Raw genomic sequence first — 23,778 nt, forward strand, 5'->3', positions numbered from 1 at the left:
GGTGAGCGAACTACGTGGCACGCCTTTGCTACCTATCTGCGCTACCTACCTGCCACTTGGCAGACGCTGGAGGTGCGAGTCTCGCCCGCTCAAACGCGAGCCGGGCCGCGAACATGCAGCGCCGCAGGCGCTGCAAATCAACACAGGTTCAGCGCACCCGGGTCGGTGTCGTCTTGGCTCGCAGGAACTGCCGGATCGCATGGTTCACCGGCTCGGGATGGGTCATCGTCACTGCGAGTCGCGCGTTGGCGATTTCGACGAACGTCGCGCCGGAGAGCCCGCGGGCCAGTTGCTGGGCGCGCTCGCGGGCGATGCCGCTGTCGGTGGCGTGCATCACCAAGGCAGGGCAGGTGATTTCGTCGAGCCGCTCGAGCACCGAATCCCGGCTGAGCAGACACCCCGCCGCGACCTCGATCCCGCGCCGGTCGCGCACCAGCCAGCGTTTGGTCCAGATCGAGCGATACCACTCGTCGTCGCCGATCAGCCAGGAGGCCAGCTGGTGCACGGCCCGCTCGCGGGAACCGTTGTCGTACCACTCGGCCAGGAACTTCTGGGTGGCGGCGGACTGCTCGGGGGTAGGGCCGTGTGCGTCGGTGCTGATCAGGATCAGCGCGGAGACGCGTTCGGGCGCGATCAGCGCGGTGCGCAACGCGGTGCAGCCGCCCTGCGCGGTTCCGCCTATAACAGCCCGTTCGGCGCCGAGGTGATCGAGCACCGTCAGCGCGTCGCGCGCGGCGGTCCAGTAAGTGAACGGCAGACCTTCGTCCCTGGTGCGGCCGTGGCCGCGCGCATCCCAGGAGACGATCCGGAATTCCGGTGCCAGCGCGGCCATCTGGGCGGCGAACATGGTGCGGTCCATGAAGAACTCGTGCGCTAGCATCACCACCGGACCGCTGCCGCCGCTGTCCTCGTAATGGATGTCGGCATCGATCGCGCGGGCGAATGGCACGTGCTTGAGGATAGCCAGCGGCGCGGGGGTGCGCGGGAAGATTTGGGGCGGTCGGTCCGCCGTTCGCGCGGCCGCTGTGCCGATGATTCGCTCGATCGGCCCGCTCACTAAGCTGTGCTGGTGGCAGAAACCCAGAGACCGGTCCTCGTCGTGGACTTCGGAGCACAGTACGCCCAGCTGATCGCACGGCGGGTCCGCGAATCGAGCGTATTCTCCGAGGTGATTCCGCATACCATGACGGTGGAGGAGATCGCGGAGAAGCAGCCACTCGCTGTGATCCTGTCCGGCGGCCCAGCCAGCGTATACGCCGAGGGCGCACCGAAGCTGGATGCGCGGCTGTTTGACCTCGGTCTGCCGGTCTTCGGCATCTGCTATGGCTTTCAGGCGATGGCACAGGCGCTCGGCGGCACGGTCGCGCACACCGGCACCAGGGAGTACGGCCGCACCGAGCTCAACATCGACGGCGGTTTGCTGCACGGCGGCCTGCCCACCATCCAGCCGGTGTGGATGAGCCACGGCGACGCGGTCACCGACGCACCAGAGGGCTTCGAGGTCACCGGCACTACCGCGGGCGCCCCGGTCGCCGCGTTCGAGGACCGCGCCCGCCGCCTCGCTGGTGTGCAGTACCACCCCGAAGTGCTGCACTCGCCGCACGGACAGCAGATCCTCAGCCGCTTCCTGCACGACCTCGCGGGCATTCCGGCCACCTGGACCCCCGCCGGTATCGCCGACGTGCTGGTCGCCTCGGTACGCGAGCAGGTCGGTGCCGGGCACGCGATCTGTGCCCTGTCCGGCGGTGTGGACAGCGCGGTCGCCGCGGCACTGGTGCAGCGCGCCATCGGCGATCGACTGACCTGTGTGTTCGTCGACCACGGCTTGCTGCGGGCGGGCGAGCGTGAGCAGGTGCAGCAGGACTTCGTCGCCGCGACCGGCGCCAACCTGGTGACCGTGGACGCGGTCGACAAATTCCTCGGTGAACTGAAGGGCGTCACCGATCCCGAGGAGAAGCGCAAGATCATCGGGCGGGAGTTCATCCGCACCTTCGAGGACGCCGTGGGCGATGTGGTGCTCGAGCAGGGCACCGACCATGCGACGCCGAAGGTCGAGTTCCTGGTGCAGGGCACGCTGTATCCGGACGTCGTGGAGTCCGGCGGCGGCAGTGGCACCGCGAACATCAAGAGCCACCACAATGTCGGCGGTCTGCCGGACGATCTGGAGTTCGAGCTCGTCGAACCGCTGCGGCTGCTGTTCAAGGACGAGGTCCGTGCGGTGGGCCGCGAACTCGGGCTGCCGGAGGAAATCGTTGCCCGCCAACCGTTCCCCGGTCCTGGTCTCGCCATCCGGATCGTCGGTGAGGTCACCGCGGATCGCTTGGACACATTGCGCCAAGCCGACGCGATCGCCCGCGAGGAGCTGACCGCGGCCGGTTTGGACCGTCAGATCTGGCAGTGCCCCGTGGTGCTGCTCGCGGATGTCCGCAGCGTCGGTGTGCAGGGCGACGGCCGAACCTACGGCCACCCCATCGTGCTGCGCCCGGTCTCCAGCGAAGACGCGATGACCGCCGACTGGACTCGCCTCCCATACGACGTCCTGGAACGAATCTCCACTCGGATCACCAACGAGGTCCCGGAAATCAACCGCGTGGTCCTCGACGTGACCAGCAAGCCGCCGGGCACCATCGAGTGGGAGTGAGCTGTGTTCGATTTGCCGCGCCTTCGGCGTGGCGTGTTCGCGGCCCGCTCGTAGGAGTGGCGCCCGGTGCGAGTTCCGGCGGCGTAGCTGTTTTCAGTACCGAACAACCCGGTGCTGCTGACTCAGTTCGTGTGCGGGTGGTTCTTGTGCGGGTGCCTGATGGAGTCGCCACCCTTTGTCTCGTGCAGCCGGCCGAACAGGCTGGCGAGCAGATGTGCCATGCTCTCGGCCGCGCCCCGGCAGGCGTCATCGATCGTCGCGGCGTTGCGGGTCACCGCGACCGGCTGCTGACCGGTTGGACGAGCCTGCAGCACGCATCGCTTGTCGTCCGGTCCGCCTTTACCCGCGTTCTGGTCACTGAGGTGGGCTTCGACGCTGGTGATCTGGTCGCTGAAGCGCTCGAGCGTCGAAGCGATCTCCTCCTCGACGTGCCGGATCAGTTTTTCGCCGCTGTCGATGTTGCTGTCGGTGTTGATCTGAATCTGCATGTGCGTATCCATTCCGGTAGGTGGCAACTGTTACGCGGACGGAGGCGGATGGTGTTCGTCGTCGACTCCGCTGCCGTAGCCTGCTCCGCCTTTACTCACCGTAATCCTCGATGATCATCGGACTGAGCGGTCTGGGTCGCCCAACTGTTGGCGAAAGCGATGCCTCGGAGTTCCTGGTAGCCCAGCGGCGATCGAGTTCGGCGCGGTACTGCGTTCCAGAAGGGTTTGAGCGCGATGGCGGCGCCGGTGATGGCCATCCAGGTCGGGTTCGCATCGGCTGAGGGGATCGTTGCCTCATCAGGCTGAGAGCCCTTCGCGCTGCCATCGGTGACGGACTCGAGGCGACCTACCGCCTTCCCCGCGTAGCGGCCGAGCGTGACCGACCCGAACATTGTGCTGGGCGCGCGCCGAGGGGGTGCTGATGCTGGGACGCGCCCGATCTGGTTACGGCGAACCGGTGTGCTGTGGTGACCCGTAAAGGCGGGGCACAGGAGGTCATCGCGTGGCAGACCGGCACCGCACGGTTGTTGCCGTGGATGCTGGGCGGCCGAGACGGAAGCTATCCATATGGATAGTTTTAGCGAGCCCAAACCCAGATTGCCATCGAGCAGAACACGCACGACCGGTCTGGGTGTTCAGTTCGCGAAACGCTCGAGGCCGGTGATGCGGAGCAGATCCAATGCTGATGCCGTGGGCGTGCCCGGTGCGGCGGAGTAGACGACGACAGTCTGATCCGCTTCGGGAACCAGCAGTACGTCGCAGTCGAGGGCGAGTGGCCCGTAGTCCGGGTGGTCGATGGTCGTCGAGACAGCGCGCAGTTGCCCGGACCGTCCAGCCTGCCACATGCTGTCGAAACGTGCACTGCCCGAACGCAAGTCGTCTATGAGCTGGGCGAGTTCGGGATCGGTCGGGTAACGCGCCTGCGCAGCGCGCAGACAACCCACGCAGTGTGGCCCCGTGACGTCCTCCTCTTCCGGCGTCAGCGACATTCGGCCCAGGCCGGGGCCGAGGAACCGTTGCCGAATGATGTTGCGTTGCGTCGGTGGCCATTCGGAGAAATCGCCCAATAAGGCGGCGGCAAGCGGATTCCAGGCCAACACATCGGATTTCGCCGACAGCACGAGGGTGGGGAGATCGGCCATGCGGTCCAGGAGCCGGAACACGCTCGGACGGACCAGCATCGGAACCCGCCCGATCTGCGGCGGCTCGGCCCCAGCGAGACGGAACACCAGATCACGGTCCTCCTCGGTCAACCGCAGTGCTCTGGCCAGCGCAGCGAGCACCTGTTGCGAGGGCTTCGGTGCGCGGCCTTGCTCGAGGCGAACGATGTAGTCCACGCCGACCCCCGCCAACAGGGCGACCTCCTCGCGACGCAAGCCGGGAACTTGTCGGCGAATTAACCCGGGCAAGCCGACATCCGCTGGCTTGACCCGTGACCGCGCTGTTCGCAACACGGTAGCTAGTTCCGCTCTGTCCACATCCCCATAGTGCCGCAAGATGAGTTCCCAGGGGTGGTACCGCCGACCCCATGCCTCGACGGCCCTGGCGGCGGTGCTCGGTCCTTGTGACTCTTACGCCATGACGACAACGACTGCGTTGGTTACCGGCGCGAACAAGGGCCTCGGGCAAGAAACGGTGCGGCGACTGGCGATTTTGGGCTGGAAGGTCTTCCTCACCGCCCGCGACACGAGCCGCGGTACGAAGGCGGCGGCAGAACTGGCCGCGACCGGGCTGGATGTGGAATTCATCGCACTCGACGTCACATCCGACGACTCGGTGAGGGCAGCGGCCGACACCGTGGGAGAACGCATCCGGCACCTGGATGTACTGGTCAACAACGCCGGTATCGGCGAAGGACCCATCGCCCCGCCCGACGCTAGCGCTGCAGATCTCCGAAAGGTGTTCGAGGTCAACGTACTCGGTCCCGTGCGGGTCACACACGCTTTCCTTCCGCTGCTGCAGGCAGCCGAGCAACCGCGGATCGTCATGGTCTCGAGCGGAATGGGGTCCTTCGCCGTGACCGAAGACCCGCGTTTCAGTGGAATGGTGGCGCCGTCACTGGGCTATCCGGCGGCGAAAGCCGCTCTCAACATGATCACCATGCAGTACGCGCGTGCGCTCGATGGCATTCGCATCAATGCCGTCGACCCGGGATTCACCGCTACCGATCTCACCAATCATGCCGGGTTTCAATCTGTGAGCGAGGGAACCGACGCGATCGTGAAACTGGCGTGCATCGACGCCGAGGGGCCGACTGGCGGATTCTTCGACCGGAACGGAAGCGTTCGCTGGTGACAGGCACAGAGCATGTCCGGCGCTTCCGCGCACCGCGTATCACTGCGGCCGCCATTGCCATACTGGTGATTTCGGCTCCGGCCGCACTCTTGTGGATTTCGAGATCAACATCGGAGGACAACATGAACGACCGGACAACGGCTGAGACCACCACGGTGCTCTCCATTGGACTACACCCCAGCGCGATCGACTACAGCCGCTACCCTGATCTCGATGAGGCCACATTGACCGCCCGAATAGAGGCCGGTGATGCTGCCCTTCGCGAAGCCGGCTTCGATATCGTTGCCTGCCCGATACCCGCCGCCCCCGACCAGGCCGAGGCCAAGATCCGTGAATGCGCCGCAGCCGGTCCCTTCCGCGTCGCGATGATCGGTGCCGGGGTCCGGGTGGCCCCGGAACACACCCTGCTGTTCGAGCGACTGATGAACTTGCTCACCGACATAGCCCCCGGAATCCGGTTCTGCTTCAACACGTCCCCGGAGACCACGATCGATGCACTTCAGAGATGGGTACAGCCCGGGAAAACGACGGCGCCACCGACCTCCCCCCATCGCTGACCGGACCCGAATCCATGAAGTGTGCTCCTCCGGAGATCACGAGGACGGGCCCGTGTTCATCGTGGTCTTCGTGTGCTCGGTGCGCTCGTGTTCCATTCGGGCTCTCCTGGGGTGCAATGACGATGGCCCGTCGTGTGGACGGGCCATCGGGTTCACATCGTCGGCTGCTCATGGCTGTTTTCGTGGGGAGATGACCAGCACGATGCCGATGATGATCGCGGCGAGCACCACGATCCAGCCGATCGGAATCATGCTGGCCGCGGGCCAGGTCGCGGGGCCGACGAACGCCCACACGCTCACCGCGAGGGCCAGCAGCCCGACGATGAGCAGCGAGGCGGACGGGCCACGGGGACGCTCGGTGGTCGATTCGGTGTTCTCTGTCTCAACCACGCTGCACCTCCACGCTTCCGGCACGGACATCGACGTTCAGGTCGAGCACCAGCGCACCAGGGGTGTTCGGGCCGCTGATCCCGTTGACGCACCGCGCTTCACCCATGGTCGCCGTGCAGTTGGTGCGCACCGTCATGCCCGGGGGCACCAGCACGTGGACGTCGCCCATCTGGACGTCGACGTCCACGGTGCGGTTCTCGGTCAGGTTCAGCGCACGCAGGTCGAGCGTGCCCGAGCCCATGGTCACCTTGTAGTTCGACGCCAGGTCGGTGACCGAGGCCGGCGCCCAAGTGTGCTCGCCCATCGCGCCGCGGTCGAACTCGACCGGGCCGATCGCGGAGGCGAGCAGCACGAACCCGGCGAGCGGGGCGGTGAGCACCAGGAGACCGTAGCCGCGGCGCAGGAACGCGCCGAGCACGAGGCCGAGGGCGATCACCGCCAGCGCCGCCGCTCCGATCCGGCCCGGCGTCATCCATTCCACGCCCGAGGCCGCCGCCGCGCCCGCGCCGGCCGCCGCGAGGATGGCCAGGCCGATCACCACCGGGGTCATCCGGGAGCGGGGCCGTTTCGGCGCCGGGGCGACGAGGGTGTCGGCGGGTGGGGGTTCCGGGAGGTCCCAGGCGAGCGGCGCTACACCGAGGGGGTCCCAGGAGGGTGGGGTGGGGCCGCCGATGAATGCGGAGCCTGCGACCGCTGCGGGGCGGTTCGTGCCCCGGATGGGGGCGGGTTTGTTGCCGGCTGCCGAGGAGTCCCCGGCCTCTTTTCCGAGCGAAAGGGAGCCGGTCGTCGGTGACGATGCGGTTGTCGGGCCGGAGCGCTCGGTTTCGGCAGCTATCGAGGTCGTGCGTGCTGCCGACTTGTCGAGCAGCACGGTTTCGGCGTCACTGCGCGCTTCCGCATGCGTGCCGGATGCGTCCTCGGTATCGCGCTTGTCCAGCAGCGAAGTCTCGGCGTCGCCGTCCGCGGGTTGTGCTTCGGGCACCGGCGTTTCCGGGATGTATGCATCCGGCAGCTTTGTGTAAGGCGTGTAAACGCTGGTCGGCGGCGTGTATATGGCACCGGCGGTCCGGGGCGATCCCTGGGGGAAGACGGCGCCGGGGTAGCCGGTGGCGGTGATCCCGCCGTCCGGGGCGAACTCTCCGAACACGGTGGTCGTACCCGGCGGCTCAGGGGTGCGCATATGCAGCATCCACCAGCCTGCCAGCATCAACGCGAGGCTGATCAGGCCGGATCCGCCGAGGCCCACTCCGACCGGGCCCATGGTGCTGACCGCGATGGCCAGCGCAACGATCAGCACGATGGTCTTGGTCTGGGATTGCGAGCTCTGCCCCTTGCCGAGCAGCGACTCGGCCGCCGACGCCTGGTAGCCCGACTCGCTCAGCAGCAGCCAGGCCAGCAGGTAGAGCACGATGCCCGCGCCACCGAAGATCGTCGACACCACGAAAGCGACCCGGACCAGCACCGGGTCCACGTCATAGCGCTGACCGAACCCCGCCGCGACGCCCGCGATCGGGCCCTGCCGCGGCAACCGCACGGGCCGCGTGTGCCATATCTGCTGGAGCTGATCGCCGAAGCTCGTTTTCGTCATGTTTCTCATGGTGGGCCCGATTCGCGCACCGGCACATCGGGGGGAACCCTGAAAAATCTCCGGATCCCTTTGGACTGTCAACTGAACACGCAACTGTTCGGCTACGACGTGATCGAGGCATCGAACCCCGCGCGACCCCGCGCGTTCAGGCACGGGTCGGCATGGGTGATATGGCGGGATCAGGGTGAATCCCGATGTCGGCGGTCGGGTGCTCGTGCCAGTATCGAAGGTATGTACCCGTCCGTTCCCGCGTTCGACATTCGGGGGTTCGACGCTGTGCGCGGGCTCGGCCCCGCGCCCGCGCTGGTCCTGGGGCAGGAGCCGCCGGTGCGGATGGTGCGCCGGTCGGGTGGCCGGATCGTCGGCGGGGTGGCAGGCGGTATCGCTGATCATCTCGGTGTCGACGTGTTCAAGGTGCGGATGGCGTTCGTGCTGCTTTCCGCGCTGGCGGGGGCGGGCATCGTCGCGTACGGGCTGCTGTGGATCTTCACGCCGGGTGGCTCGGACCTGGTGAAGCCCTCCGGCGCGGAGCGGCGCCAGGCCATCGGGCTCGCCATGCTCGGGCTCGGTCTCGCGGTCGCCGTGTCCTGGATGTTCAGCGGGACGGCGGCGAAGGTGATCGCGCCGGTCATCGTGGTCGCGATCGGCGCGGCGCTGGTGTGGCGGGAATACGACGTCGACGGGCCACGCTCGTTGCTCGGTCTGCCCGCGCGGCCTTCGGTGGTGACCTGGTCGCGCATCGTCGCCGGCGCGACCCTGGTGGTGGTTGGTCTCGGTGTGGTGGTGCTGGCCAGGATCGATCTGAGTTCGCTCGGGTCCGCGCTGATCGCGGTGGCGGTCACGCTGGTCGGCGCCGGACTGCTGACCGTCCCGCTGTGGCTGCGCATGATGCGTGCACTGAACGCTGAGCGCGCCGCCCGCATCCGCAACGAGGAACGTGAGGAGATCGCTTCCCACCTGCATGATTCGGTCTTGCAGACCCTCGCTCTCATCCAGCGGCAGGCCGACGACTCGCAGGAGGTGGTGCGGCTGGCCCGCAGCCAGGAGCGGGAACTGCGCAAGTGGCTGTTCGAGGACTCCGCTCCGGCCCAGTCGAGTCTGGCGGCCGCCCTGCGCACCATCGCGGGCGAGGTGGAGGACCAGCACGGTGTGAAGGTGACGCCGGTCACCGTGGGAGACGTCTCGATGGACACCGACGGCAGCGGGTCCGGCCTCCCGAAGGAGCACTTCACCGCGCTGCTCGGCGCGAGCAGGGAGGCGCTGGTCAACGCTGCGAAACACGCGGGCGTCCCGGAAATCGACCTGTTCGCCGAGACCGAACTCCACCAGGTGAGCATCTTCGTTCGCGACCGCGGCGCCGGATTCGACCTCACGTCCGTGCCCCAGGACCGCCAGGGCCTGGCCAAATCCGTCCACGGCCGAATCGAGCGCCGCGGCGGCCAGGTGGAAATCTTGTCGACACCGGGCCGTGGCACCGAGGTTCGCATAATCATGCCGCGCAGCGATTCCGACGGTCAGGATGGCGAACCGAATGCCACCGCCGCATCCCAGGATTCTCCGGTGTCCGCCACGGCGATGACTGAACCGGTGTAGACGCCGATGCCAGGACAACCGGTGTGCCCGCAAGGTAACGAGGTCCCGCGGACGGCTAAGGTAGCAAGGCAAACCGGACAACTGATTTCGCGCGGACATGGGTAACTCACCGGGTACTCCCAGAACACGGGTGGTACCCAACGTAGGACCTGAACGCAAATCCCGGGTCACCCAACTAGTACGGCCAAAAGACGCGGAGAGGTGGGAGAGTGTGCGGGTCTTTCTCGTTGATGATCACGCCGTGTTCCGGTCGGGTGTGCGTGCGGAGCTGAGCCGGGAAACCGACATGGAGGTGGTCGGCGAGGCCGGTGGGGTGGCCGACGCGGTCGCGGGGATCAACGCGGCGCGACCGGATGTCGTCCTGCTCGACGTGCACATGCCCGACGGGGGTGGGGTCGCGGTGCTGTCGAGCATCGAACCGGGGCCGGTATGCCTGGCGCTGAGCGTGTCCGACGCCGCCGAGGATGTGATCGCGGTGATCCGAGCCGGAGCCAGAGGGTATGTGACCAAGACGATTTCGGGATCCGAATTGGCGGACGGCATTCGCCGGGTGGCTGGCGGCGACGCGGTCTTCAGCCCCCGGCTGGCCGGCTTCGTGCTCGACTCGTTCACCGGAAAGTCCCCGGTGCCCGAGCCACCGCTCGACCCCGAACTGGACTCCCTGACGCCCCGTGAACTGGAAGTCCTGCGCCTGCTTGCCCGCGGCTACACCTATCGTGAAATCGCCGAATCTCTCTTCATATCAGTCAAAACCGTGGAGACCCACGCCTCTAACGTGCTCCGCAAAACCCAGCAGTCCAATCGCAACGCCCTGACCCGCTGGGCCCACCGCCGCCGCATCGACTGAACCGTTCACAAGCCGGCACAACTCCCCGCATGCGCCACGGGGCGTGGGGGAGGACCTACCGGGAGTGCGAAGAGTCCGTCTCGAACGCATGCAGGGCGGCTGCGGCCCCGCGGGCTACATGACGGCGACGATGACGGCGATCATGATGATCAGGCCGATGAGGAGGCCTACGGCGATGGCGAGCGGGGCATTGCTCGGCTGGGCGGTTTTGGCGCGTTGGGGTGGTGCGGCCGCGGTGGCCCCCACGGGATTGCGGTGCGGGCGGGGGAGCGGAGCGGAGTGGGGGCTGCGCAGGCCGGATGCGGAATTGCGTGCTGCCCAGGCGGGGATGGTTCCGTCTTCGGTTCGTACCGGAGCACCGAGGATGTACGGTCCGGTGCCGGGACCGAAAGCGGCAGTGAGGATTTCATCCCTCGCCTCGGCCATGGTTGGACGTCGCTGCGGCGCGGGCTCCATCATGTGCAGCAATGCCTGGGTGAGCACCCCGCTGCGGCTCGGCGGGATGATCTGCGCCATAGCGGCGCGCTGCACGATGACGTCGCTGTTCTCGTCGAAACCGAACGGCGGCTGCCCCTCGATCGCGGTGTAGAGCGTGGCGCCGAGCGAGAACACATCGCTCGCCTTGGTCGGTCGCGCGCCGCGCGCCACCTCCGGTGGTAGGTAGGAGGGGGTGCCGGTGATCACGCCGTCCGGTTCGTCGGACAGATCGCCCGCGCCGCGGGAGATCCCGAAATCGCTGAGTTTGGCCATGCCGACAACGGGACCCCGGTCGGCCACAAGAATGTTGCCCGGTTTGATATCTCGGTGCACGATGCCTGCGGCGTGTGCGGTGGCCAGTGCATCGGCGACCTGCGCGCCGATCTGCGCGACCTCGATCGGCGGCAGCGTGTCGACCAACGCCAGCGCTCTCGCAACGTTGCGCGAGGGCAGGTGTTCCATCACCAGCCAGGGCTCACCGGCCTCGAGCACCACGTCGTACACGGCGATGGCGTGCCCATGCGAGAGCTTGGCCGCGACCCGGCCCTCGTGCATGATCTGGTTGCGGACCGCGTTGGCTTCTTCCTCGTCGAGCCCGGCCGTGGTGAGGACCTGTTTGATCGCGACATCCCGGTCGAGTAGGCGGTCGTGCGCCAGCCAGACCGCGCCCATGCCGCCGCCGCCGAGCTTCGACTGCAGACGATAACGGCCTGCGACGAGGTAATCGGGGCCGACAGTGGGACGAGCGCGTTCTGTCACGGGTGCGAGGGTAGCGGAAAATGAGGCCAGCGGGCCTGATTCGTGCCCACGCCGGGACGAGACGTGAGGCACTGTGGGCTTGCCACGGCCACCCTTGGGGCAACCGGTTCGGATGCGTGCCATTCACCGTACCGATGAATAGTCGGTGGGTGTCGTAGCCGGGCACGTGCCGGATTCGCACCGCATCGGGTAGCGGCGAATGCCCGCGCGGTCGGCGATCGAATCGTGTGTGGTCGTCGGCGCCGAAGAGGCATGCGCACTTCTCGCCGACCTGACCGCGTACGGCGTGGCGGTGCCACCCTCGGCCTCGATCGGCGCCTGGGGATAACGGGCTCGTTGCGAAATCGTGGGCGTGGTCGGCTCTTGACGAAACCTGGGGGTCGGTTTCTACTGGGTCGATATCGAACGTATATTCGATACAGATCGATAGCTGAATCGGTGCTGGCCTCTCGGATCGCAGGGGTCGCTCCGCATGCTTCGCCTCGGGTCCATCGTGGGAAGTGGGTGGTAGAGATGGGTTCGGATGCGACATCGCAGGAGGGGATAAGCGGTGGCGCGATGCCGCGCGGAAACCGGCGTGAAGACCTGCCTTCGCTTTCTGAACTGCGCAGACGCATCGCTGCGGTACCCGGTCGCGGCGAATTGGCGGCGGAGCGGGTCCCGCTCGGCGCTGAACTGCGCAAGGAGGTGCTGCCGGTGCCGTCTGCGCTCGCACCGCTGTTGCCCGGTGGTGGCTTGGTCAAGGGCTCGGTCGTGGCGTATACGGGGGCCAGTTCGCTGCTGGCGGGTCTGCTCGCTGCCGTGACCGAGGGCGGCTGTCATGCCGCGGTGGTCGGGATGCCGCGGCTCGGGCTGCTCGCCGCGGTGGAGATGGGGGCTCAGCTGCGGCGGCTGGCCGTGGTCGCCGATCCCGGCCCGGACCCGGTGGAGGTGGCCGCGGTGCTGCTCGACGGGCTCGACCTGATCGTGCTCGGGCTCGGCGGCACCGCCGTCCCGCCCGCCCGCACCCGGGTCATCGCGGCCCGCGCCCGCAACAAGGGTGCCACCCTCGTGGTCGCCGACGGCCGCTGGCCCGGAGCGTCTCTCCGGCTCGATGCCCGTATCGCGGGCTACGTCGGTCTCGGCCACGGTCGCGGGCGGCTGCGGTCGCTCGGCCTCGCGGTCGAGGTGCGCGGCAAGGCGGGGCCGCCGCGGCGCGGGCTGCTCGAGTTGTGCCCGAACGCGGGACGCGTGGAATGGGTGCTGCACGAAAAGTCCGCTCGAACAGTCGAAACGGCCCCGGCGCGCGAGGCGGTGTCATGAGTTCCCTGAGCCGACCCCTACGCGGCAACCGGTTTTTCGGTGTCACCGGCGCGGGCGGGGATGTGGGCGGCGCGGGCTGGGGTGGTGCCGATGGTGCGAGCGTAGGTGGCGCGGGCAACGGTGCGGCGATCGACGAATGCGGTGCGGGACCGTGATTCGGCCGAGCTCGAAGCGGGTGCTTGCCCTGTGGTGTCCGGATTGGCCCGCGGTCGCCGCCGCGGCGATGGCGGAACTCCCCACGACGCGGCCGGTGGCGGTGCTGTTCGCCAACCGGGTGGTGGCGTGTTCGGCGATTGCGCGGGCGGAGGGCGTGCGCCGGGGGCTGCGGCGGAGGGAGGCGCAGGCACGATGCCCCGAGCTGTTTCTCGCGCAAGCGGATCCGGATCGGGACGCGCGACTGTTCGAGCCGGTGGTTGCGGCCGTGGCCGCGACGGTGCCCGGAGTGGAGGTGCTTCGCCCCGGGCTGCTCGTGCTCGGTGCGCGCGGTGCTGCGCGGTTCTTCGGGTCCGAGGAGGCGGCGGCCGAGCGTCTCATCGACGCGGCGGCCGCGGTCGGGGTGGAGACGCAGATCGGAATCGCCGACGAGCTGTCCACGGCGGTGATCGCGGCCCGCCGTGCCGCGATCGTGCCCGCCGGTGCGGGGGCGCGGTTTCTCGCGCCGCTGCCGGTGGGCGAACTCGCGGTCGAGCCGAGCCTGGCCGCGCCGGAGCGCGCCGACCTGGTCGATCTGTTGCACCGCTTGGGTTTACGCCGAGTCGGTGATTTCGCCGCACTGTCCACGACCGAGGTCGCCTCCCGGTTCGGCGCCGACGCCGAGCGCGCGCATCGCTGTGCGCGGGCCGAGCCGGAACGTCCGCCGTCCGCGCGGCGGCCATCGCCGGATCTGGTGGTGGAGCACCGCTGCGATCCGCCGATCGAGCGGGTCGATGCTGCCGCCTTCGCCGGTCGCCTGCTCGCCACCCGCCTGCACACCGCGCTCGCGGATGCCGGGCTGGCCTGCACCAGGCTGTCGGTGTTCGCGGAAACCGAGGCTGGGGAGGAGCTTTCGCGTACCTGGCGGTGTGCCGAGCCGTTGACCCCGGAGGGCACTGCGGACCGGGTGCGCTGGCAGCTGGACGGCTGGCTCACCCGGCGGGACGGTGGACGGCCCACCGCGTCGATCACCATCCTGCGGCTGGAACCCGTCGAAGTGGTCGCGGCGGGCGCGCTGCAACTCGGGTTGTGGGGCGGGGTCGGCGAGGAGGACGAGCGGGCCCGCCGCGCGTTGATCCGGGTGCAGGGTCTGCTCGGCGGGGAAGCGGTGCGGGTCGGCGTGCTCAGCGGCGGACGCGGGCCCGCCGAGCGCATCACCATGGTCGCACTGGGTGACGAACTCGTCCCCGCGGCCGATCCCGCGCAGCCCTGGCCTGGCCGCCTGCCCGAGCCCGCACCCGCCGTGATCCTGCTGAACCGTCCGCTGGTGCGTCTGGAAGCCGCCGACGGCACCCCCGTCAAAGTCACCGACCGCGCCATGTTCGACGCCGACCCCGCGCTGCTGCGCTGGGGAAGTCGACAGTGGCGGCTGACCGGTTGGGCGGGGCCGTGGCCGGTGGACGAACGCTGGTGGGCGCTGGATTCGGACGACACCCCCGCCGAATGCATTGCCCGCGCACAGGTCCAGCTCGACGGCGAGCCCTCCGACGTCCGAGTGTTGCTGCTGGTCTACTACGACGAAACCTGGTGTGCCGAAGGACTTTACGGCTGAAACCCAGGGCGAGACCAAACCGTCGCCATGGTGAACGGATGTCCGCGCAGGTCGGCCCATTTCGGCTTCCGCGTCAGGAACGCGTCGTCCACCAGCGCCTCGGCGACCTCGGTGAGCACCCACCCGGCGGCCAACCCGGCCGACATGTGCTCGCTGAACAGATGCAGATGCGTGCTGATCGCCACCGGCTCCCCGGAGGCGCCTGTGTAGTGCGTCGGCATGCCGGACACCATGATGAATTGCGGATGGTAGCTGACCAGCACGCACAGCGCTCCCGGCGCGGCCAGCCGCCACGCCTCCGCGTAGAGCGGCGCCAGTTCCGGCAGGTGCTCGTCGATCAGCGAGGCGATCACCAGGTCGTAGGCGCCCTCGGTCAGCCCCGTGGCCCGCACGTCGCCTTCGGTCAGCGTGGTGTGGGCCCCGCGTTGGATGGCCTGCTCCAGCATCCCCGGGCTCATGTCGACACCGTCGATGTGTGAGATCCCGTGTTTCCGCAGCCAGGCTCCGGTCCGCCCGGTGCCGCAGCCAAGGTCGGCCGCCCGCCGCACCCGTCCGGGGTCCAGTCGCCGCAGTCGCCCCAGCAGCGCGAGATCCATCTCGTCCAGTACCGTCTGCTCGTAGGTCGGCGCCCATCCGTCGTACCCGCTGGTCACGTCGACGGTGCGGTAATGGCGACGGTCGAAATCGGCGAAGGACGGCATGCGGCGAAGTATTCTCCCGAGCTCGATTCCGCGCCAGGAATTTACCGACCGGGCGCGTGGTGGGGCTGTCCGCCGAAACAGGTTGCCCACCGGGAGCTTCGGCCCGCTTCGATTTTCGGCGTGCCTGATTCGGCGGCACCGCAGCACATTCGAGTGATCCGCGCTACAACTCACGAATGACGGCAAGTATCCTCGAAAGTCGTGGATCTGACGGTGGACCGGGTGGCATTCGGAGACGTGCGGATCGCCTACCGGGATTCGGGGGTCGGCGCGGTCAGCGACGTTCCCGTGATGCTGGTGCACGGCATGGGTGGCGACGGGCACACCTGGGACCGGTTCGCCCGTGTCCTGGTGCGGTCCGGGCGCAGGGTGGTCATTCCCGACCTACGCGGACACGGTCGTAGCTCGCACACCGATTCCTACCGTTTCGACGACTTCGGCACCGACCTGCTACGACTCTGCGATCGGCTGGAACTGACCTCGGTCGATCTGGTCGGGCATTCGCTCGGCGGCTACGCGACGTCCTGCGTCGCGCAGGAGCGGCCGGAGCTGGTGCGCAGGCTGGTTATCGAGGAGTGCCCGCTGCCACTGCGGTCCGGTGCCGAGGAAATGCGGCTGACCCGCCGCTTCCCGACCGTGCCCGAACTGTGGCATGCCACGTCGAGTCTTGCCAGGCACCCGCGTGCGGTGCTCACGTTCGACCGGTCCATGACAAGGACCGCGCTGGAGCAGTTTCGCAAGCCGAACCCGGAGTGGTGGGACCGGCTCTCCGACATCACCGCGCCGACGCTGGTGCTGCACGGCGGTCCCGGCGGCATGGTCGATCCGGAGAAGCTGCCCGCCCTGCAGGCCGGTATCCCTGACTGCACTGTGGTGGCGTTTACCTGCGGCCACAGCATCCACCGCGACCGTTACCAGGAGTTCGCCGCGGTGGTCCGCCCATTCCTGGCGGGCTGACACAGTGTGCGGCGTCCGGGTTCCAGCAGCACGGTGCGGCTGCTGCCCGTGATTACCAGTGCGTGCCGGGAACCCAGCGGGCCGCCCGACGCAGGGCGGTGTTGGTGACGCGGAGGGCCGTCGACCGTGGCCATGGCTCCGGTCGGGGGGCTACGGGTTCGGCATGTTCCGTGTGCTCGCCCTTGGCGGCGGGGGAGTCCGGCATGGCACGGTAGTAGCGGTGCAGGATTCGGTCGCGGATATTCGGGGTGATCAGGGCGCTGTATTCGGCGATGGTGCCCAGCGGCACGTCGATGCGCTTGGGGCGTTCGGTCAGTGCGCGCACGATCGTCGCTGCCGCCCACTCGGGAGACTCGGAGGGGCCCTGATCGCCGCTCGGGGTGATCATCGGGGTGCGCACCAGCGGCATGTGGATTGTGGTGAAAGTGACGCCGTCGGCCATGGTTTCGATCGCGGCCACCTCGGTGAACTTGTCCAGCGCCGCCTTGCTGGCCAGATATGCCGAGAACCGTGGCGTGGCCACCTGCACGCCAGCGCTGCTGATGTTGACGATGTGCCCGAACTTGCGTTCCCGCATCTGTGGCAGCAGGGCCAGTGTCAGCCGCAGCGCGCCGAAGTAGTTGACCGCCATGGTGCGTTCGAAATCGTGCAGCCGGTCGGTGGAGCGATGGATGGCGCGGCGGATGGATCGGCCCGCATTGTTCACCAGCATGTCGACGTGGCCGTGCTCGTCCAGGATGGTCTTGACGGTGTGCTCGACGGAGTCGGAATCGGTGATGTCGCACGGGTATGCGTAAGCGACGCCGCCCGCGGCCCTGATCTCATCGATCAGGGTGGCGAGTTCGTCGCCGCGGCGCGCGAGCAGGAACACGGTGGCGCCCTTGCGTGCGACGGCCGACGCCGCGGCTCGTCCGATCCCGGACGAGGCTCCGGTGATGAGGACATGCCGTTCGGCTAGGTCTCGGTTGCGGCGGTGGCGCCGGATCTGCCCGCGAAAGCCGGCGGTCTCAGCGGATGTTTCGGACATCGCTGCTCCTTTGCAGGGTCGAGTCGGCATTAACTTACTTCGAAGTAAGTTTACTCGCCGAGTGGTCCTGGTCACGTTCCGGGGTCGGCCGCTTTCGCCGTGATGGCGGGTCGCGCCGGCGCGGGCGGCGTGTTCGAGATCCTCCATGTATGAGGGGTTCCGGTGCGGCGAGTCGGATCGAACGGCTCTCGAATCAATCGAACATATGTGCGATACTCGGCGCATGGCGGACGATCGGATGGCGGAGGTTTTTGCCGCGGTGCGGCTCGGTGGCGTTGACTCGACGGCGGCGCGGCAGGCGCTGGAAAAGCTGTGGAATGAACTCGGTGAACACGCGGACGCGTTGCACCGCTGCGTGATCGCGCACCACTTGGCCGACCTGCAGGACGAGGCCGCCGACGCGCTGCGCTGGGATCAGCGGGCGCTTGCCGCGGTGTTCGGGCCCGGTATTCCGCTCGATGAAGGCCTGCGCGGTTTTCTTCCCTCGCTGTATCTGAACCTGGCCGACAGTCATCGTCGCGTCGGTGAGTTCGAGGTCGCCCGGATGCAACTGGCCATCGCTCGCGGGCATCTCGACGTCCTCGCCGCCGACGCCTACGGCGCTTTGATCCGGAGTCGGCTCCGTAGCGTCGAAGCCGTCCTCGCCGCCGGTTCCACGGAGCGTCTCCCGGGCTCCTGACCTTGCTGTACAGCGCCATTATTCGAATGTATGTTCGATCGCGAGGAGGTGCGGTATGGGCTGGGGCAACGGACCGCCGAGCTGGGCGGAAATGGAGCGGGTGCTGTCCGGGCGGCCTGGACGGACCGGCCCGGACACCATGCAGCCCGGTGACGGTGGCGACAGCCCGGCATGGTCGCGCAAGCGCGCCGAGTACCGGCCCGAGCCGGTCGAGCGCGCCGACGAACCGTCGGTGCCGTACGCGGAGCTGCACGCGCATTCGGCCTACAGCTTTCTGGACGGGGCGAGCCAGCCGGAGGAACTGGTGGAGGAGGCGGTGCGGCTCGGCCTGGAGGCGATCGCGCTCACCGACCACGACGGCTTCTACGGCACCGTCCGCTTCGCCGAGGCGGCCAAGGAGTGGGGGATACCCACGGTCTTCGGTGCCGAGCTGTCACTCGGCGTCCAGCCCGAGCCGCGCGGTTCCACGACGGAATGCGGGCACGTCGCCGACTCGGCGGCGCGTACCGGCTCGCCGGATCCGGCCGGCCCGCACCTGCTGGTGCTGGCCCGTGGCCAGGAGGGCTACCGCCGACTGTCCCGTGCGATCGCGGCCGCGCACCTGGCCGCGGGGGAGAAAGGAATCCTGCGCTATGACCTGGACGCGCTCACCGCCGCGGCCGAGGGGCACTGGCACATCCTGACCGGCTGCCGAAAGGGGCACCTCCGCCAGGCGCTGGAGCGCGACTTACGCACCGGAAGCGCACGTCTCGTGCACGCGGAGGCCGCGCTGCGTGACCTGACCGAACGCTTCGGCACCGAGCGGGTGAGCGTGGAACTCACCCACCACGGCATCCCGGAGGACGATGAGCGCAACGCCCACCTCCTCGCCATGGCCGATCGCCTCGGCCTGCCCGTGCTCGCCAGTACCGGAGCGCATTTCGCCGCGCCGGGGCAGCGCAGGCGAGCCATGGCGCTCGCGGCGATCCGGGCGCGGCAGAGTCTGGACGAGGTGGCGGGCTGGCTTGCGCCCGCGGGCGGCGCGCATCTGCGTTCCGGGGCGGAGATGGTGCGGCTGTTCGCTGAATGTCCCCGTGCGGTGGCGAACGCGGCGGCGCTGGCCCGCGAATGCGCTTTCGACCTGAAGCTGATCGCCCCGAAACTGCCGCCGTTCGACGTGCCTTCCGGACACGACGAGCAGTCCTGGCTCCGCGAACTCGCCCTGGCGGGTGCCGCGCGGCGCTACGGCGATCCGAAGCTCAACCCAGAAGCGTATGAGCAGATCGAGCACGAACTCGCGGTGATCAACGCCCTGGAGTTCCCCGGCTACTTCCTGGTGGTGCACGACATCGTCGGCTTCTGCAAGGACAACGGCATCCTCTGCCAGGGGCGCGGTTCGGCGGCCAACTCCGCGGTCTGCTACGCGATCGGCATCACCAATGTCGACCCGGTGCGCAACCAGCTGCTGTTCGAGCGGTTCCTCTCTCCGGAACGTGACGGGCCACCCGATATCGACGTCGACATCGAATCCGACCGTCGCGAAGAGGCAATCCAGCACGTCTACGCCCGGTACGGCCGCGAGTACGCCGCGCAGGTGGCCAACGTGATCACCTATCGTGGCAAGTCCGCGGTGCGCGATGCCGCACGGGCACTGGGATTTTCGCCGGGCCAGCAGGACGCGTGGAGCAAGCAGGTGAGCCGCTGGATGGGCGTCGGCGCCGAGTCGAACACCGAAATTCCCGCCGAGGTGCTGGAGCTGGCCGCCGACATCGAGGGGCTGCCGCGGCATCTGGGCATCCACTCCGGCGGCATGGTGATCTGCGACCGGCCGATCGCCGACGTCTGCCCAGTGGAGTGGGCGCGCATGCCCGGCCGCAGCGTATTGCAATGGGACAAGGATGATTGCGCCGCCATCGATCTGGTGAAGTTCGACCTGCTCGGACTCGGCATGCTCTCCGCGCTGCACTACATGATCGACATGGTGCGCGAGCACAAGGGCGAGACCGTCGAGCTGCACACGTTGGATCTGGCCGAACCCGCCGTCTACGAGATGCTGTCGCGCGCGGACTCGGTGGGTGTCTTCCAGGTCGAGTCGCGTGCGCAGATGGCCACGTTGCCCCGGCTGAAACCGCGGAGCTTCTACGACCTGGTGGTCGAGGTGGCGCTGATCCGTCCGGGTCCCATCCAGGGCGGTTCGGTGCACCCCTACATCCGGCGTCGCAACGGGGCGGAGGAGATCGTCTACGACCATCCGGCGCTGCGGAATTCGCTGGAACGCACCCTCGGCGTTCCGCTGTTCCAGGAGCAGCTCATGCAGATGGCCGTCGATGTCGCCGGGTTCACCGCCGTCGAGGCCGATCAGCTGCGCCGAGCCATGGGCTCCAAGCGGTCTCCGGAACGGATGAACCGCCTGAGGGAACGGCTCTACCAGGGCATGCGCGAGCGGCACGGCATCACCGGCGAAGTCGCCGACCGCATCTACGAGAAGCTCTACGCTTTCGCGAATTTCGGTTTCCCGGAAAGTCATTCGCAGAGCTTCGCCTCGATCGTGTTCTACTCGGCCTGGTTCAAGCTGCATCACCCCGCCGCCTTCTGCGCGGGTCTGCTGCGCGCTCAGCCGATGGGCTTCTACTCGCCACAGTCCCTGGTCGCCGATGCCCGCAGGCACGGCGTCGCGGTGCATGGCCCCGACATCAACGCCAGCCGCGCCGAACCCACCCTCGAAGCGAAGGGCACCGAGGTGCGCCTCGGCCTCGCTGCCGTCCGCCATATCGGCACTGACCTCGCCGAACGCATCGTCGCCGCCAGGGGTGAGCGGCCCTACATCTCTTTCCTCGACCTGACCGGACGAGTGGAACTCACTGTCGCCCAAGCGGAATCCCTCGCTACGGCCGGTGCGCTCGGCAGCCTCGGCAGCACGCGCCGGGAAGCCCTGTGGGCGGCGGGCGCCGCCGCAGGCGAACGTCCGGACCGGCTGCCCGGCACCGGTGCGGCCACCACCGCGCCCGCTCTGCCCGGTATGAGCGATCTGGAAATGGCCGCCGCCGACGTCTGGGCCACGGGTGTCTCCCCGGACAGCTATCCGACCCAGTTCCTACGCCCTCGGCTCGACGCCCTCGGCGTCACACCGGCCTCCGGCCTGCTCGACGTCCCCGACGGCTCGCGCGTCCTGGTGGGCGGCGCGGTGACGCACCGGCAGCGCCCCGCCACCGCCGCGGGCGTCACCTTCCTCAACCTGGAGGATGAAACCGGCATGGTGAACGTCGTCTGCTCGGTGGGTCTGTGGAGCCGCTACCGCCGTCTCGCCCAGGGCGCTCCCGCCCTGCTCATCCGCGGCCGGGTGCAGAATGCCGAAGGCGCGGTCAGCGTTGTCGCCGAACACCTGCAGCGCTTGGATCTGCGGATGGAGTCGAGATCGCGCGACTTCCGCTGATTAGAGAACGGTTAGAAGCGTTCTAGAGAAGGATTATTCGGGGCTGTTCGCGCAGTGCGGGCGGCTACTGTGCGAGCCATGAGGAAGCTTGCTGTGCTCGCTATCGGGCTGCTGGGGTTGACACTGCTCGTCGGCTGCGGAGACGACGCGGCGAAGCCCGCACTGGACCGGTCGTCGTCGATGGCCACTGGCCCCGCCCCCGCAGTCATGCCCCCTGGGCTACGTGAGCAGGCGCCCCCGAAGCGGGACAACAACTCCGGCGGTGACACGGTTTCGCTGCGCAAAGAGGTCGTCACCGGCAGCGTCGAGATCACCGCCGACGCGCCCATCGCCGCGGCGGGCACAATCGCCGATCGGGTGCGCGAGGTGGGCGGCCGGATCGACAGCCGCACCGAGCAGCCCGGCACCGACGACGACGAGCCGAGCGCCACGCTCACCGTCCGGGTGCCCGCCGACAAGACCGACACCTTCATCGATGCCCTCGGCGGCATCGGGCACGTCACGGGGGTCAGCACCAATCGGGACGACGTCACCATGCAGTGGGAGGACCTGGACGCCAGGATCAAGGCGCTGCAGGCTTCGATCGACCGGCTGCGCGCGCTTATCGCGGGCGCCACCAACACCGCCGACCTGCTCAATGCGGAGAAGGCGATGACCAGCCGCCAGGGTGAGCTCGACAGCCTCACGGCGCAGAAGCGGCATCTCGACGATCAGGTCGCCCTGTCCACGCTGACCATCGATATCACCACCGGAGACAAGAAGTCCGACGACGACGCCGACAGCTTCTGGGACGGCGTCGTCTCCGGCTGGCACTCGCTGGTGGACTGGCTGAAGGACGCGGTCGTGTTCACCGGCAAGGCAATACCGTGGCTCGGTTTCCTGCTGGTGATCGCCGCCCTGGTGTGGGGCATCGCCCGGCTGGTGCCGCGGCGCAGGAAGGCCGCGCGCGGTGGGGGAGAATCGGCACCGGCTCCCGCGGAGCCCTCGACCAGCGCCGAACCCTCGCAAGGCGCGGAAACCAGCGCAGGAGACAAGGGTGCCGACGGTAGTAAGGGCGACGATCAAGCCGAACAGCCGTAAGGGCCCGCTGGTGGAAACCCTCGACGACGGGAGCCTGCAACTGTACGTGCGGGCTCCCGCCGTCGAAGGCAAGGCCAACAAGGCCGCGATCGAGCTGCTCGCCGTGCACTACGGTGTGCCCAAGTCCGCGGTCCGGCTGGTGGCGGGCGCCGCGTCGCGTTTCAAACGATTCGAAATCGACCTCTGACAGCGCAGATTCCCCTGACGGACAATGCCTTTCACCTGGGACCCGGCACGAGGTCTACACCCCGCCGGGAAACCCGAGCTGGCGCCACGCCTCGTACACTGTCACCGCCGCCGCGTTCGAGAGATTCATCGAGCGGCGTCCAGGCAGCATCGGGATCCGCAGCCGGTCGGTGATCCGAGGGTCCGCGAGCACCTCCTCCGGCAGCCCGGAGGGCTCGGTCCCGAACAGCAGCACATCGTTCTCGCGGTAGGCCACATCGGTGAACCTGGTGGTGGCCTGCGTGGTGAACGCATAGATCCGCTCCGGGCGCAGCACCTCCCACGCCGCCGCCAAATCGGCGTGCACCGTCACCGACGCCAGGTCGTGGTAATCCAACCCGGCTCGCCGCAACTTCGGCTCGGACAGATCGAACCCGAGCGGCTCGATCAGATGCAGATGGCACCCGGTCCCCGCGATCAACCGAATCGCGTTGCCGGTATTCGGCGGGATGCAGGGCTCGTGGAACATCAAGTGGAACACAATGCATCAGCTTGTCACGCGTGTCAGTGTTGGTTGGCATTAATGAATCCGATTGAATGCGCTACATCCGAGGCGCACCGAGCGGCTTCACGACCGAACGGATCCGGTAGGCCATCGAGGGGCGAAGGTTTGAACAGAAGCCGCATGCCCGTCGGCGGCGCGGTGTGAAGGCGTCTGGAAGAATCGGGCCGTGACCGATGCCGATACTCCTAGCGCCGGGCGGCGGTCCGCCAGCAGCCTGGGCGCGCAGTTCCTGCGCTGCCACCTGCCGATGGTCGTCGTCACGCTGGTGATTATGGTGGCCGTGGTGTTCGTCGCCTCCGACCGGTGGCGACGGGGGGCGTTGTTCTTCGGAGGTGCGACGCTGCTGGCCGCGGCCTTCCGCCTGTGCCTTCCGACGGCGCGGGTCGGTCTGCTCGCGGTGCGTAGCAAGCCGTTCGACGTGGGTGCGCTGACCCTGCTCGGCTCGAGCATCGTGTTCCTCGCGGTCACGATCAACACGATGGGTGTCGGCTAGCACGGCGATGATCGGTGT

At 68.1% G+C, this 23,778-nt stretch carries 24 protein-coding genes; 15 read left to right on the plus strand and 9 right to left on the minus strand.

Annotated elements, in window-relative coordinates; all coding sequences use genetic code 11:
- Positions 1 to 148: 148 nt before the first annotated feature.
- On the minus strand, positions 149 to 1,057 hold the full coding sequence (locus OHB12_RS29745; protein WP_327112828.1) for an alpha/beta fold hydrolase: 909 nt from the start codon (positions 1,055 to 1,057) through the stop codon (positions 149 to 151).
- A gap of 12 nt (positions 1,058 to 1,069) precedes the next feature.
- Here OHB12_RS29745 and guaA point away from each other — a divergent pair, with 12 nt between their 5' ends.
- Positions 1,070 to 2,641 carry a glutamine-hydrolyzing GMP synthase gene (gene guaA, locus OHB12_RS29750; RefSeq protein ID WP_327112830.1) on the plus strand — a complete coding sequence of 524 codons (1,572 nt, stop codon included), beginning with the start codon at positions 1,070 to 1,072 and terminating at the stop codon, positions 2,639 to 2,641.
- Positions 2,642 to 2,763: 122 nt separating this feature from the next.
- Here guaA and OHB12_RS29755 read toward each other — a convergent pair whose 3' ends face one another.
- On the minus strand, positions 2,764 to 3,129 hold the full coding sequence (locus OHB12_RS29755; protein ID WP_327112832.1) for an HPF/RaiA family ribosome-associated protein: 366 nt from the start codon (positions 3,127 to 3,129) through the stop codon (positions 2,764 to 2,766).
- A gap of 635 nt (positions 3,130 to 3,764) precedes the next feature.
- Positions 3,765 to 4,607, minus strand: a complete 843-nt coding sequence (locus OHB12_RS29760; RefSeq protein ID WP_327112834.1) for a helix-turn-helix transcriptional regulator — start codon at positions 4,605 to 4,607, stop codon at positions 3,765 to 3,767.
- Between the two features lie 100 nt (positions 4,608 to 4,707).
- Here OHB12_RS29760 and OHB12_RS29765 point away from each other — a divergent pair, with 100 nt between their 5' ends.
- Positions 4,708 to 5,424 (plus strand): SDR family NAD(P)-dependent oxidoreductase, encoded by a 717-nt coding sequence (locus OHB12_RS29765; RefSeq protein WP_327112836.1) that lies wholly within the window; start codon positions 4,708 to 4,710, stop codon positions 5,422 to 5,424.
- 122 nt (positions 5,425 to 5,546) lie between these two features.
- A complete protein-coding gene (locus OHB12_RS29770) occupies positions 5,547 to 5,981 on the plus strand; it encodes a hypothetical protein (RefSeq protein WP_327112838.1) in 435 nt (144 codons plus the stop codon).
- A gap of 168 nt (positions 5,982 to 6,149) precedes the next feature.
- On the opposite strand, the gene OHB12_RS29775 is transcribed toward OHB12_RS29770, so the two are convergent.
- Both OHB12_RS29775 and OHB12_RS29780 read right to left on the minus strand, forming a co-directional pair.
- Positions 6,150 to 6,371: a hypothetical protein gene (locus OHB12_RS29775; RefSeq protein WP_327112840.1), complete on the minus strand. Its 222-nt coding sequence runs from the start codon at positions 6,369 to 6,371 to the stop codon at positions 6,150 to 6,152.
- Positions 6,364 to 7,968: a PspC domain-containing protein gene (locus tag OHB12_RS29780; protein ID WP_327112842.1), complete on the minus strand. Its 1,605-nt coding sequence runs from the start codon at positions 7,966 to 7,968 to the stop codon at positions 6,364 to 6,366. The genes OHB12_RS29775 and OHB12_RS29780 overlap by 8 nt, the downstream gene beginning before the upstream one ends.
- 222 nt (positions 7,969 to 8,190) lie before the next feature.
- On the opposite strand from OHB12_RS29780, the gene OHB12_RS29785 reads away from it, so the two are divergent.
- Entirely contained in the window at positions 8,191 to 9,552 is a 1,362-nt protein-coding gene (locus OHB12_RS29785; RefSeq protein ID WP_442799882.1) for an ATP-binding protein, read from the plus strand.
- Positions 9,553 to 9,763: 211 nt separating this feature from the next.
- Positions 9,764 to 10,399 carry a response regulator transcription factor gene (locus OHB12_RS29790; RefSeq protein ID WP_327112844.1) on the plus strand — a complete coding sequence of 212 codons (636 nt, stop codon included), beginning with the start codon at positions 9,764 to 9,766 and terminating at the stop codon, positions 10,397 to 10,399.
- Between the two features lie 114 nt (positions 10,400 to 10,513).
- On the opposite strand, the gene OHB12_RS29795 is transcribed toward OHB12_RS29790, so the two are convergent.
- Complete coding sequence (locus OHB12_RS29795) at positions 10,514 to 11,635, minus strand: serine/threonine-protein kinase (RefSeq protein WP_327112846.1); 1,122 nt, start codon at positions 11,633 to 11,635, stop codon at positions 10,514 to 10,516.
- A 199-nt stretch (positions 11,636 to 11,834) separates the two neighbouring features.
- Between OHB12_RS29795 and OHB12_RS29800 the strand changes: the two genes are divergently transcribed.
- The 4 genes from OHB12_RS29800 to OHB12_RS29815 all read left to right on the plus strand — a co-directional run bounded on the left by OHB12_RS29800 (position 11,835) and on the right by OHB12_RS29815 (position 14,681).
- Complete coding sequence (locus OHB12_RS29800; RefSeq protein ID WP_327112848.1) at positions 11,835 to 11,963, plus strand: hypothetical protein; 129 nt, start codon at positions 11,835 to 11,837, stop codon at positions 11,961 to 11,963.
- Positions 11,964 to 12,193: 230 nt separating this feature from the next.
- Positions 12,194 to 12,937 carry a hypothetical protein gene (locus OHB12_RS29805; RefSeq protein WP_327121601.1) on the plus strand — a complete coding sequence of 248 codons (744 nt, stop codon included), beginning with the start codon at positions 12,194 to 12,196 and terminating at the stop codon, positions 12,935 to 12,937.
- Entirely contained in the window at positions 12,934 to 13,092 is a 159-nt protein-coding gene (locus OHB12_RS29810) for a hypothetical protein (protein ID WP_327112850.1), read from the plus strand. Before OHB12_RS29805 ends, OHB12_RS29810 begins: the two co-directional genes overlap by 4 nt.
- Positions 13,074 to 14,681 carry a DNA polymerase Y family protein gene (locus OHB12_RS29815; RefSeq protein ID WP_327112852.1) on the plus strand — a complete coding sequence of 536 codons (1,608 nt, stop codon included), beginning with the start codon at positions 13,074 to 13,076 and terminating at the stop codon, positions 14,679 to 14,681. The genes OHB12_RS29810 and OHB12_RS29815 overlap by 19 nt, the downstream gene beginning before the upstream one ends.
- Here the strand turns inward: OHB12_RS29815 and OHB12_RS29820 are convergent.
- Positions 14,672 to 15,382 carry a class I SAM-dependent DNA methyltransferase gene (locus tag OHB12_RS29820; RefSeq protein ID WP_327112854.1) on the minus strand — a complete coding sequence of 237 codons (711 nt, stop codon included), beginning with the start codon at positions 15,380 to 15,382 and terminating at the stop codon, positions 14,672 to 14,674. The genes OHB12_RS29815 and OHB12_RS29820 overlap by 10 nt on opposite strands.
- 201 nt (positions 15,383 to 15,583) lie before the next feature.
- On the opposite strand from OHB12_RS29820, the gene OHB12_RS29825 reads away from it, so the two are divergent.
- Positions 15,584 to 16,339: an alpha/beta fold hydrolase gene (locus OHB12_RS29825; RefSeq protein ID WP_442799883.1), complete on the plus strand. Its 756-nt coding sequence runs from the start codon at positions 15,584 to 15,586 to the stop codon at positions 16,337 to 16,339.
- A 52-nt stretch (positions 16,340 to 16,391) separates the two neighbouring features.
- On the opposite strand, the gene OHB12_RS29830 is transcribed toward OHB12_RS29825, so the two are convergent.
- Positions 16,392 to 17,366 carry an SDR family NAD(P)-dependent oxidoreductase gene (locus OHB12_RS29830; protein ID WP_327112858.1) on the minus strand — a complete coding sequence of 325 codons (975 nt, stop codon included), beginning with the start codon at positions 17,364 to 17,366 and terminating at the stop codon, positions 16,392 to 16,394.
- Between the two features lie 223 nt (positions 17,367 to 17,589).
- Here OHB12_RS29830 and OHB12_RS29835 point away from each other — a divergent pair, with 223 nt between their 5' ends.
- The 4 genes from OHB12_RS29835 (at position 17,590) to OHB12_RS29850 (ending at position 22,724) form a co-directional block, all read left to right on the plus strand.
- The gene (locus OHB12_RS29835; protein ID WP_327112860.1) at positions 17,590 to 18,045 is read left to right on the plus strand and encodes a hypothetical protein; all 456 of its coding nucleotides are present in this window, start codon (positions 17,590 to 17,592) and stop codon (positions 18,043 to 18,045) included.
- 55 nt (positions 18,046 to 18,100) lie between these two features.
- Positions 18,101 to 21,457, plus strand: coding sequence for an error-prone DNA polymerase (locus OHB12_RS29840; protein WP_327112862.1), 3,357 nt, complete (start codon positions 18,101 to 18,103; stop codon positions 21,455 to 21,457).
- 78 nt (positions 21,458 to 21,535) lie between these two features.
- Positions 21,536 to 22,537 carry a DUF4349 domain-containing protein gene (locus tag OHB12_RS29845; protein ID WP_327112864.1) on the plus strand — a complete coding sequence of 334 codons (1,002 nt, stop codon included), beginning with the start codon at positions 21,536 to 21,538 and terminating at the stop codon, positions 22,535 to 22,537.
- Entirely contained in the window at positions 22,494 to 22,724 is a 231-nt protein-coding gene (locus OHB12_RS29850) for a DUF167 domain-containing protein (RefSeq protein ID WP_327112866.1), read from the plus strand. The genes OHB12_RS29845 and OHB12_RS29850 overlap by 44 nt, the downstream gene beginning before the upstream one ends.
- Positions 22,725 to 22,778: 54 nt before the next feature.
- Here OHB12_RS29850 and OHB12_RS29855 read toward each other — a convergent pair whose 3' ends face one another.
- Positions 22,779 to 23,243, minus strand: coding sequence for a tRNA (cytidine(34)-2'-O)-methyltransferase (locus tag OHB12_RS29855; RefSeq protein ID WP_327112868.1), 465 nt, complete (start codon positions 23,241 to 23,243; stop codon positions 22,779 to 22,781).
- A gap of 271 nt (positions 23,244 to 23,514) precedes the next feature.
- On the opposite strand from OHB12_RS29855, the gene OHB12_RS29860 reads away from it, so the two are divergent.
- Positions 23,515 to 23,760, plus strand: coding sequence for a DUF3017 domain-containing protein (locus OHB12_RS29860; RefSeq protein WP_327121603.1), 246 nt, complete (start codon positions 23,515 to 23,517; stop codon positions 23,758 to 23,760).
- The last annotated feature ends 18 nt before the right edge of the window (positions 23,761 to 23,778 follow it).

It is taken from the genome of Nocardia sp. NBC_01730 (assembly GCF_035920445.1).
Classification (GTDB): domain Bacteria; phylum Actinomycetota; class Actinomycetes; order Mycobacteriales; family Mycobacteriaceae; genus Nocardia.

Bases quoted from the DNA above. Each gene is read 5' to 3' on its own strand.
- OHB12_RS29780 (WP_327112842.1), bottom strand. From the start codon at position 7,968: ATGAGAAACATGACGAAAACGAGCTTCGGCGATCAGCTCCAGCAGATA.
- OHB12_RS29835 (WP_327112860.1), top strand. From the start codon at position 17,590: ATGGCGGACGATCGGATGGCGGAGGTTTTTGCCGCGGTGCGGCTCGGT.
- OHB12_RS29830 (WP_327112858.1), bottom strand. From the start codon at position 17,366: ATGTCCGAAACATCCGCTGAGACCGCCGGCTTTCGCGGGCAGATCCGG.
- OHB12_RS29765 (WP_327112836.1), top strand. From the start codon at position 4,708: ATGACGACAACGACTGCGTTGGTTACCGGCGCGAACAAGGGCCTCGGG.
- OHB12_RS29805 (WP_327121601.1), top strand. From the start codon at position 12,194: ATGCCGCGCGGAAACCGGCGTGAAGACCTGCCTTCGCTTTCTGAACTG.
- OHB12_RS29820 (WP_327112854.1), bottom strand. From the start codon at position 15,382: ATGCCGTCCTTCGCCGATTTCGACCGTCGCCATTACCGCACCGTCGAC.
- OHB12_RS29840 (WP_327112862.1), top strand. From the start codon at position 18,101: ATGGGCTGGGGCAACGGACCGCCGAGCTGGGCGGAAATGGAGCGGGTG.
- OHB12_RS29860 (WP_327121603.1), top strand. From the start codon at position 23,515: ATGGTCGTCGTCACGCTGGTGATTATGGTGGCCGTGGTGTTCGTCGCC.
- OHB12_RS29785 (WP_442799882.1), top strand. From the start codon at position 8,191: ATGTACCCGTCCGTTCCCGCGTTCGACATTCGGGGGTTCGACGCTGTG.
- OHB12_RS29815 (WP_327112852.1), top strand. From the start codon at position 13,074: ATGCGGTGCGGGACCGTGATTCGGCCGAGCTCGAAGCGGGTGCTTGCC.
- OHB12_RS29845 (WP_327112864.1), top strand. From the start codon at position 21,536: ATGAGGAAGCTTGCTGTGCTCGCTATCGGGCTGCTGGGGTTGACACTG.
- OHB12_RS29800 (WP_327112848.1), top strand. From the start codon at position 11,835: ATGCCCGCGCGGTCGGCGATCGAATCGTGTGTGGTCGTCGGCGCCGAA.
- OHB12_RS29755 (WP_327112832.1), bottom strand. From the start codon at position 3,129: ATGCAGATTCAGATCAACACCGACAGCAACATCGACAGCGGCGAAAAA.
- OHB12_RS29810 (WP_327112850.1), top strand. From the start codon at position 12,934: ATGAGTTCCCTGAGCCGACCCCTACGCGGCAACCGGTTTTTCGGTGTC.
- OHB12_RS29770 (WP_327112838.1), top strand. From the start codon at position 5,547: ATGAACGACCGGACAACGGCTGAGACCACCACGGTGCTCTCCATTGGA.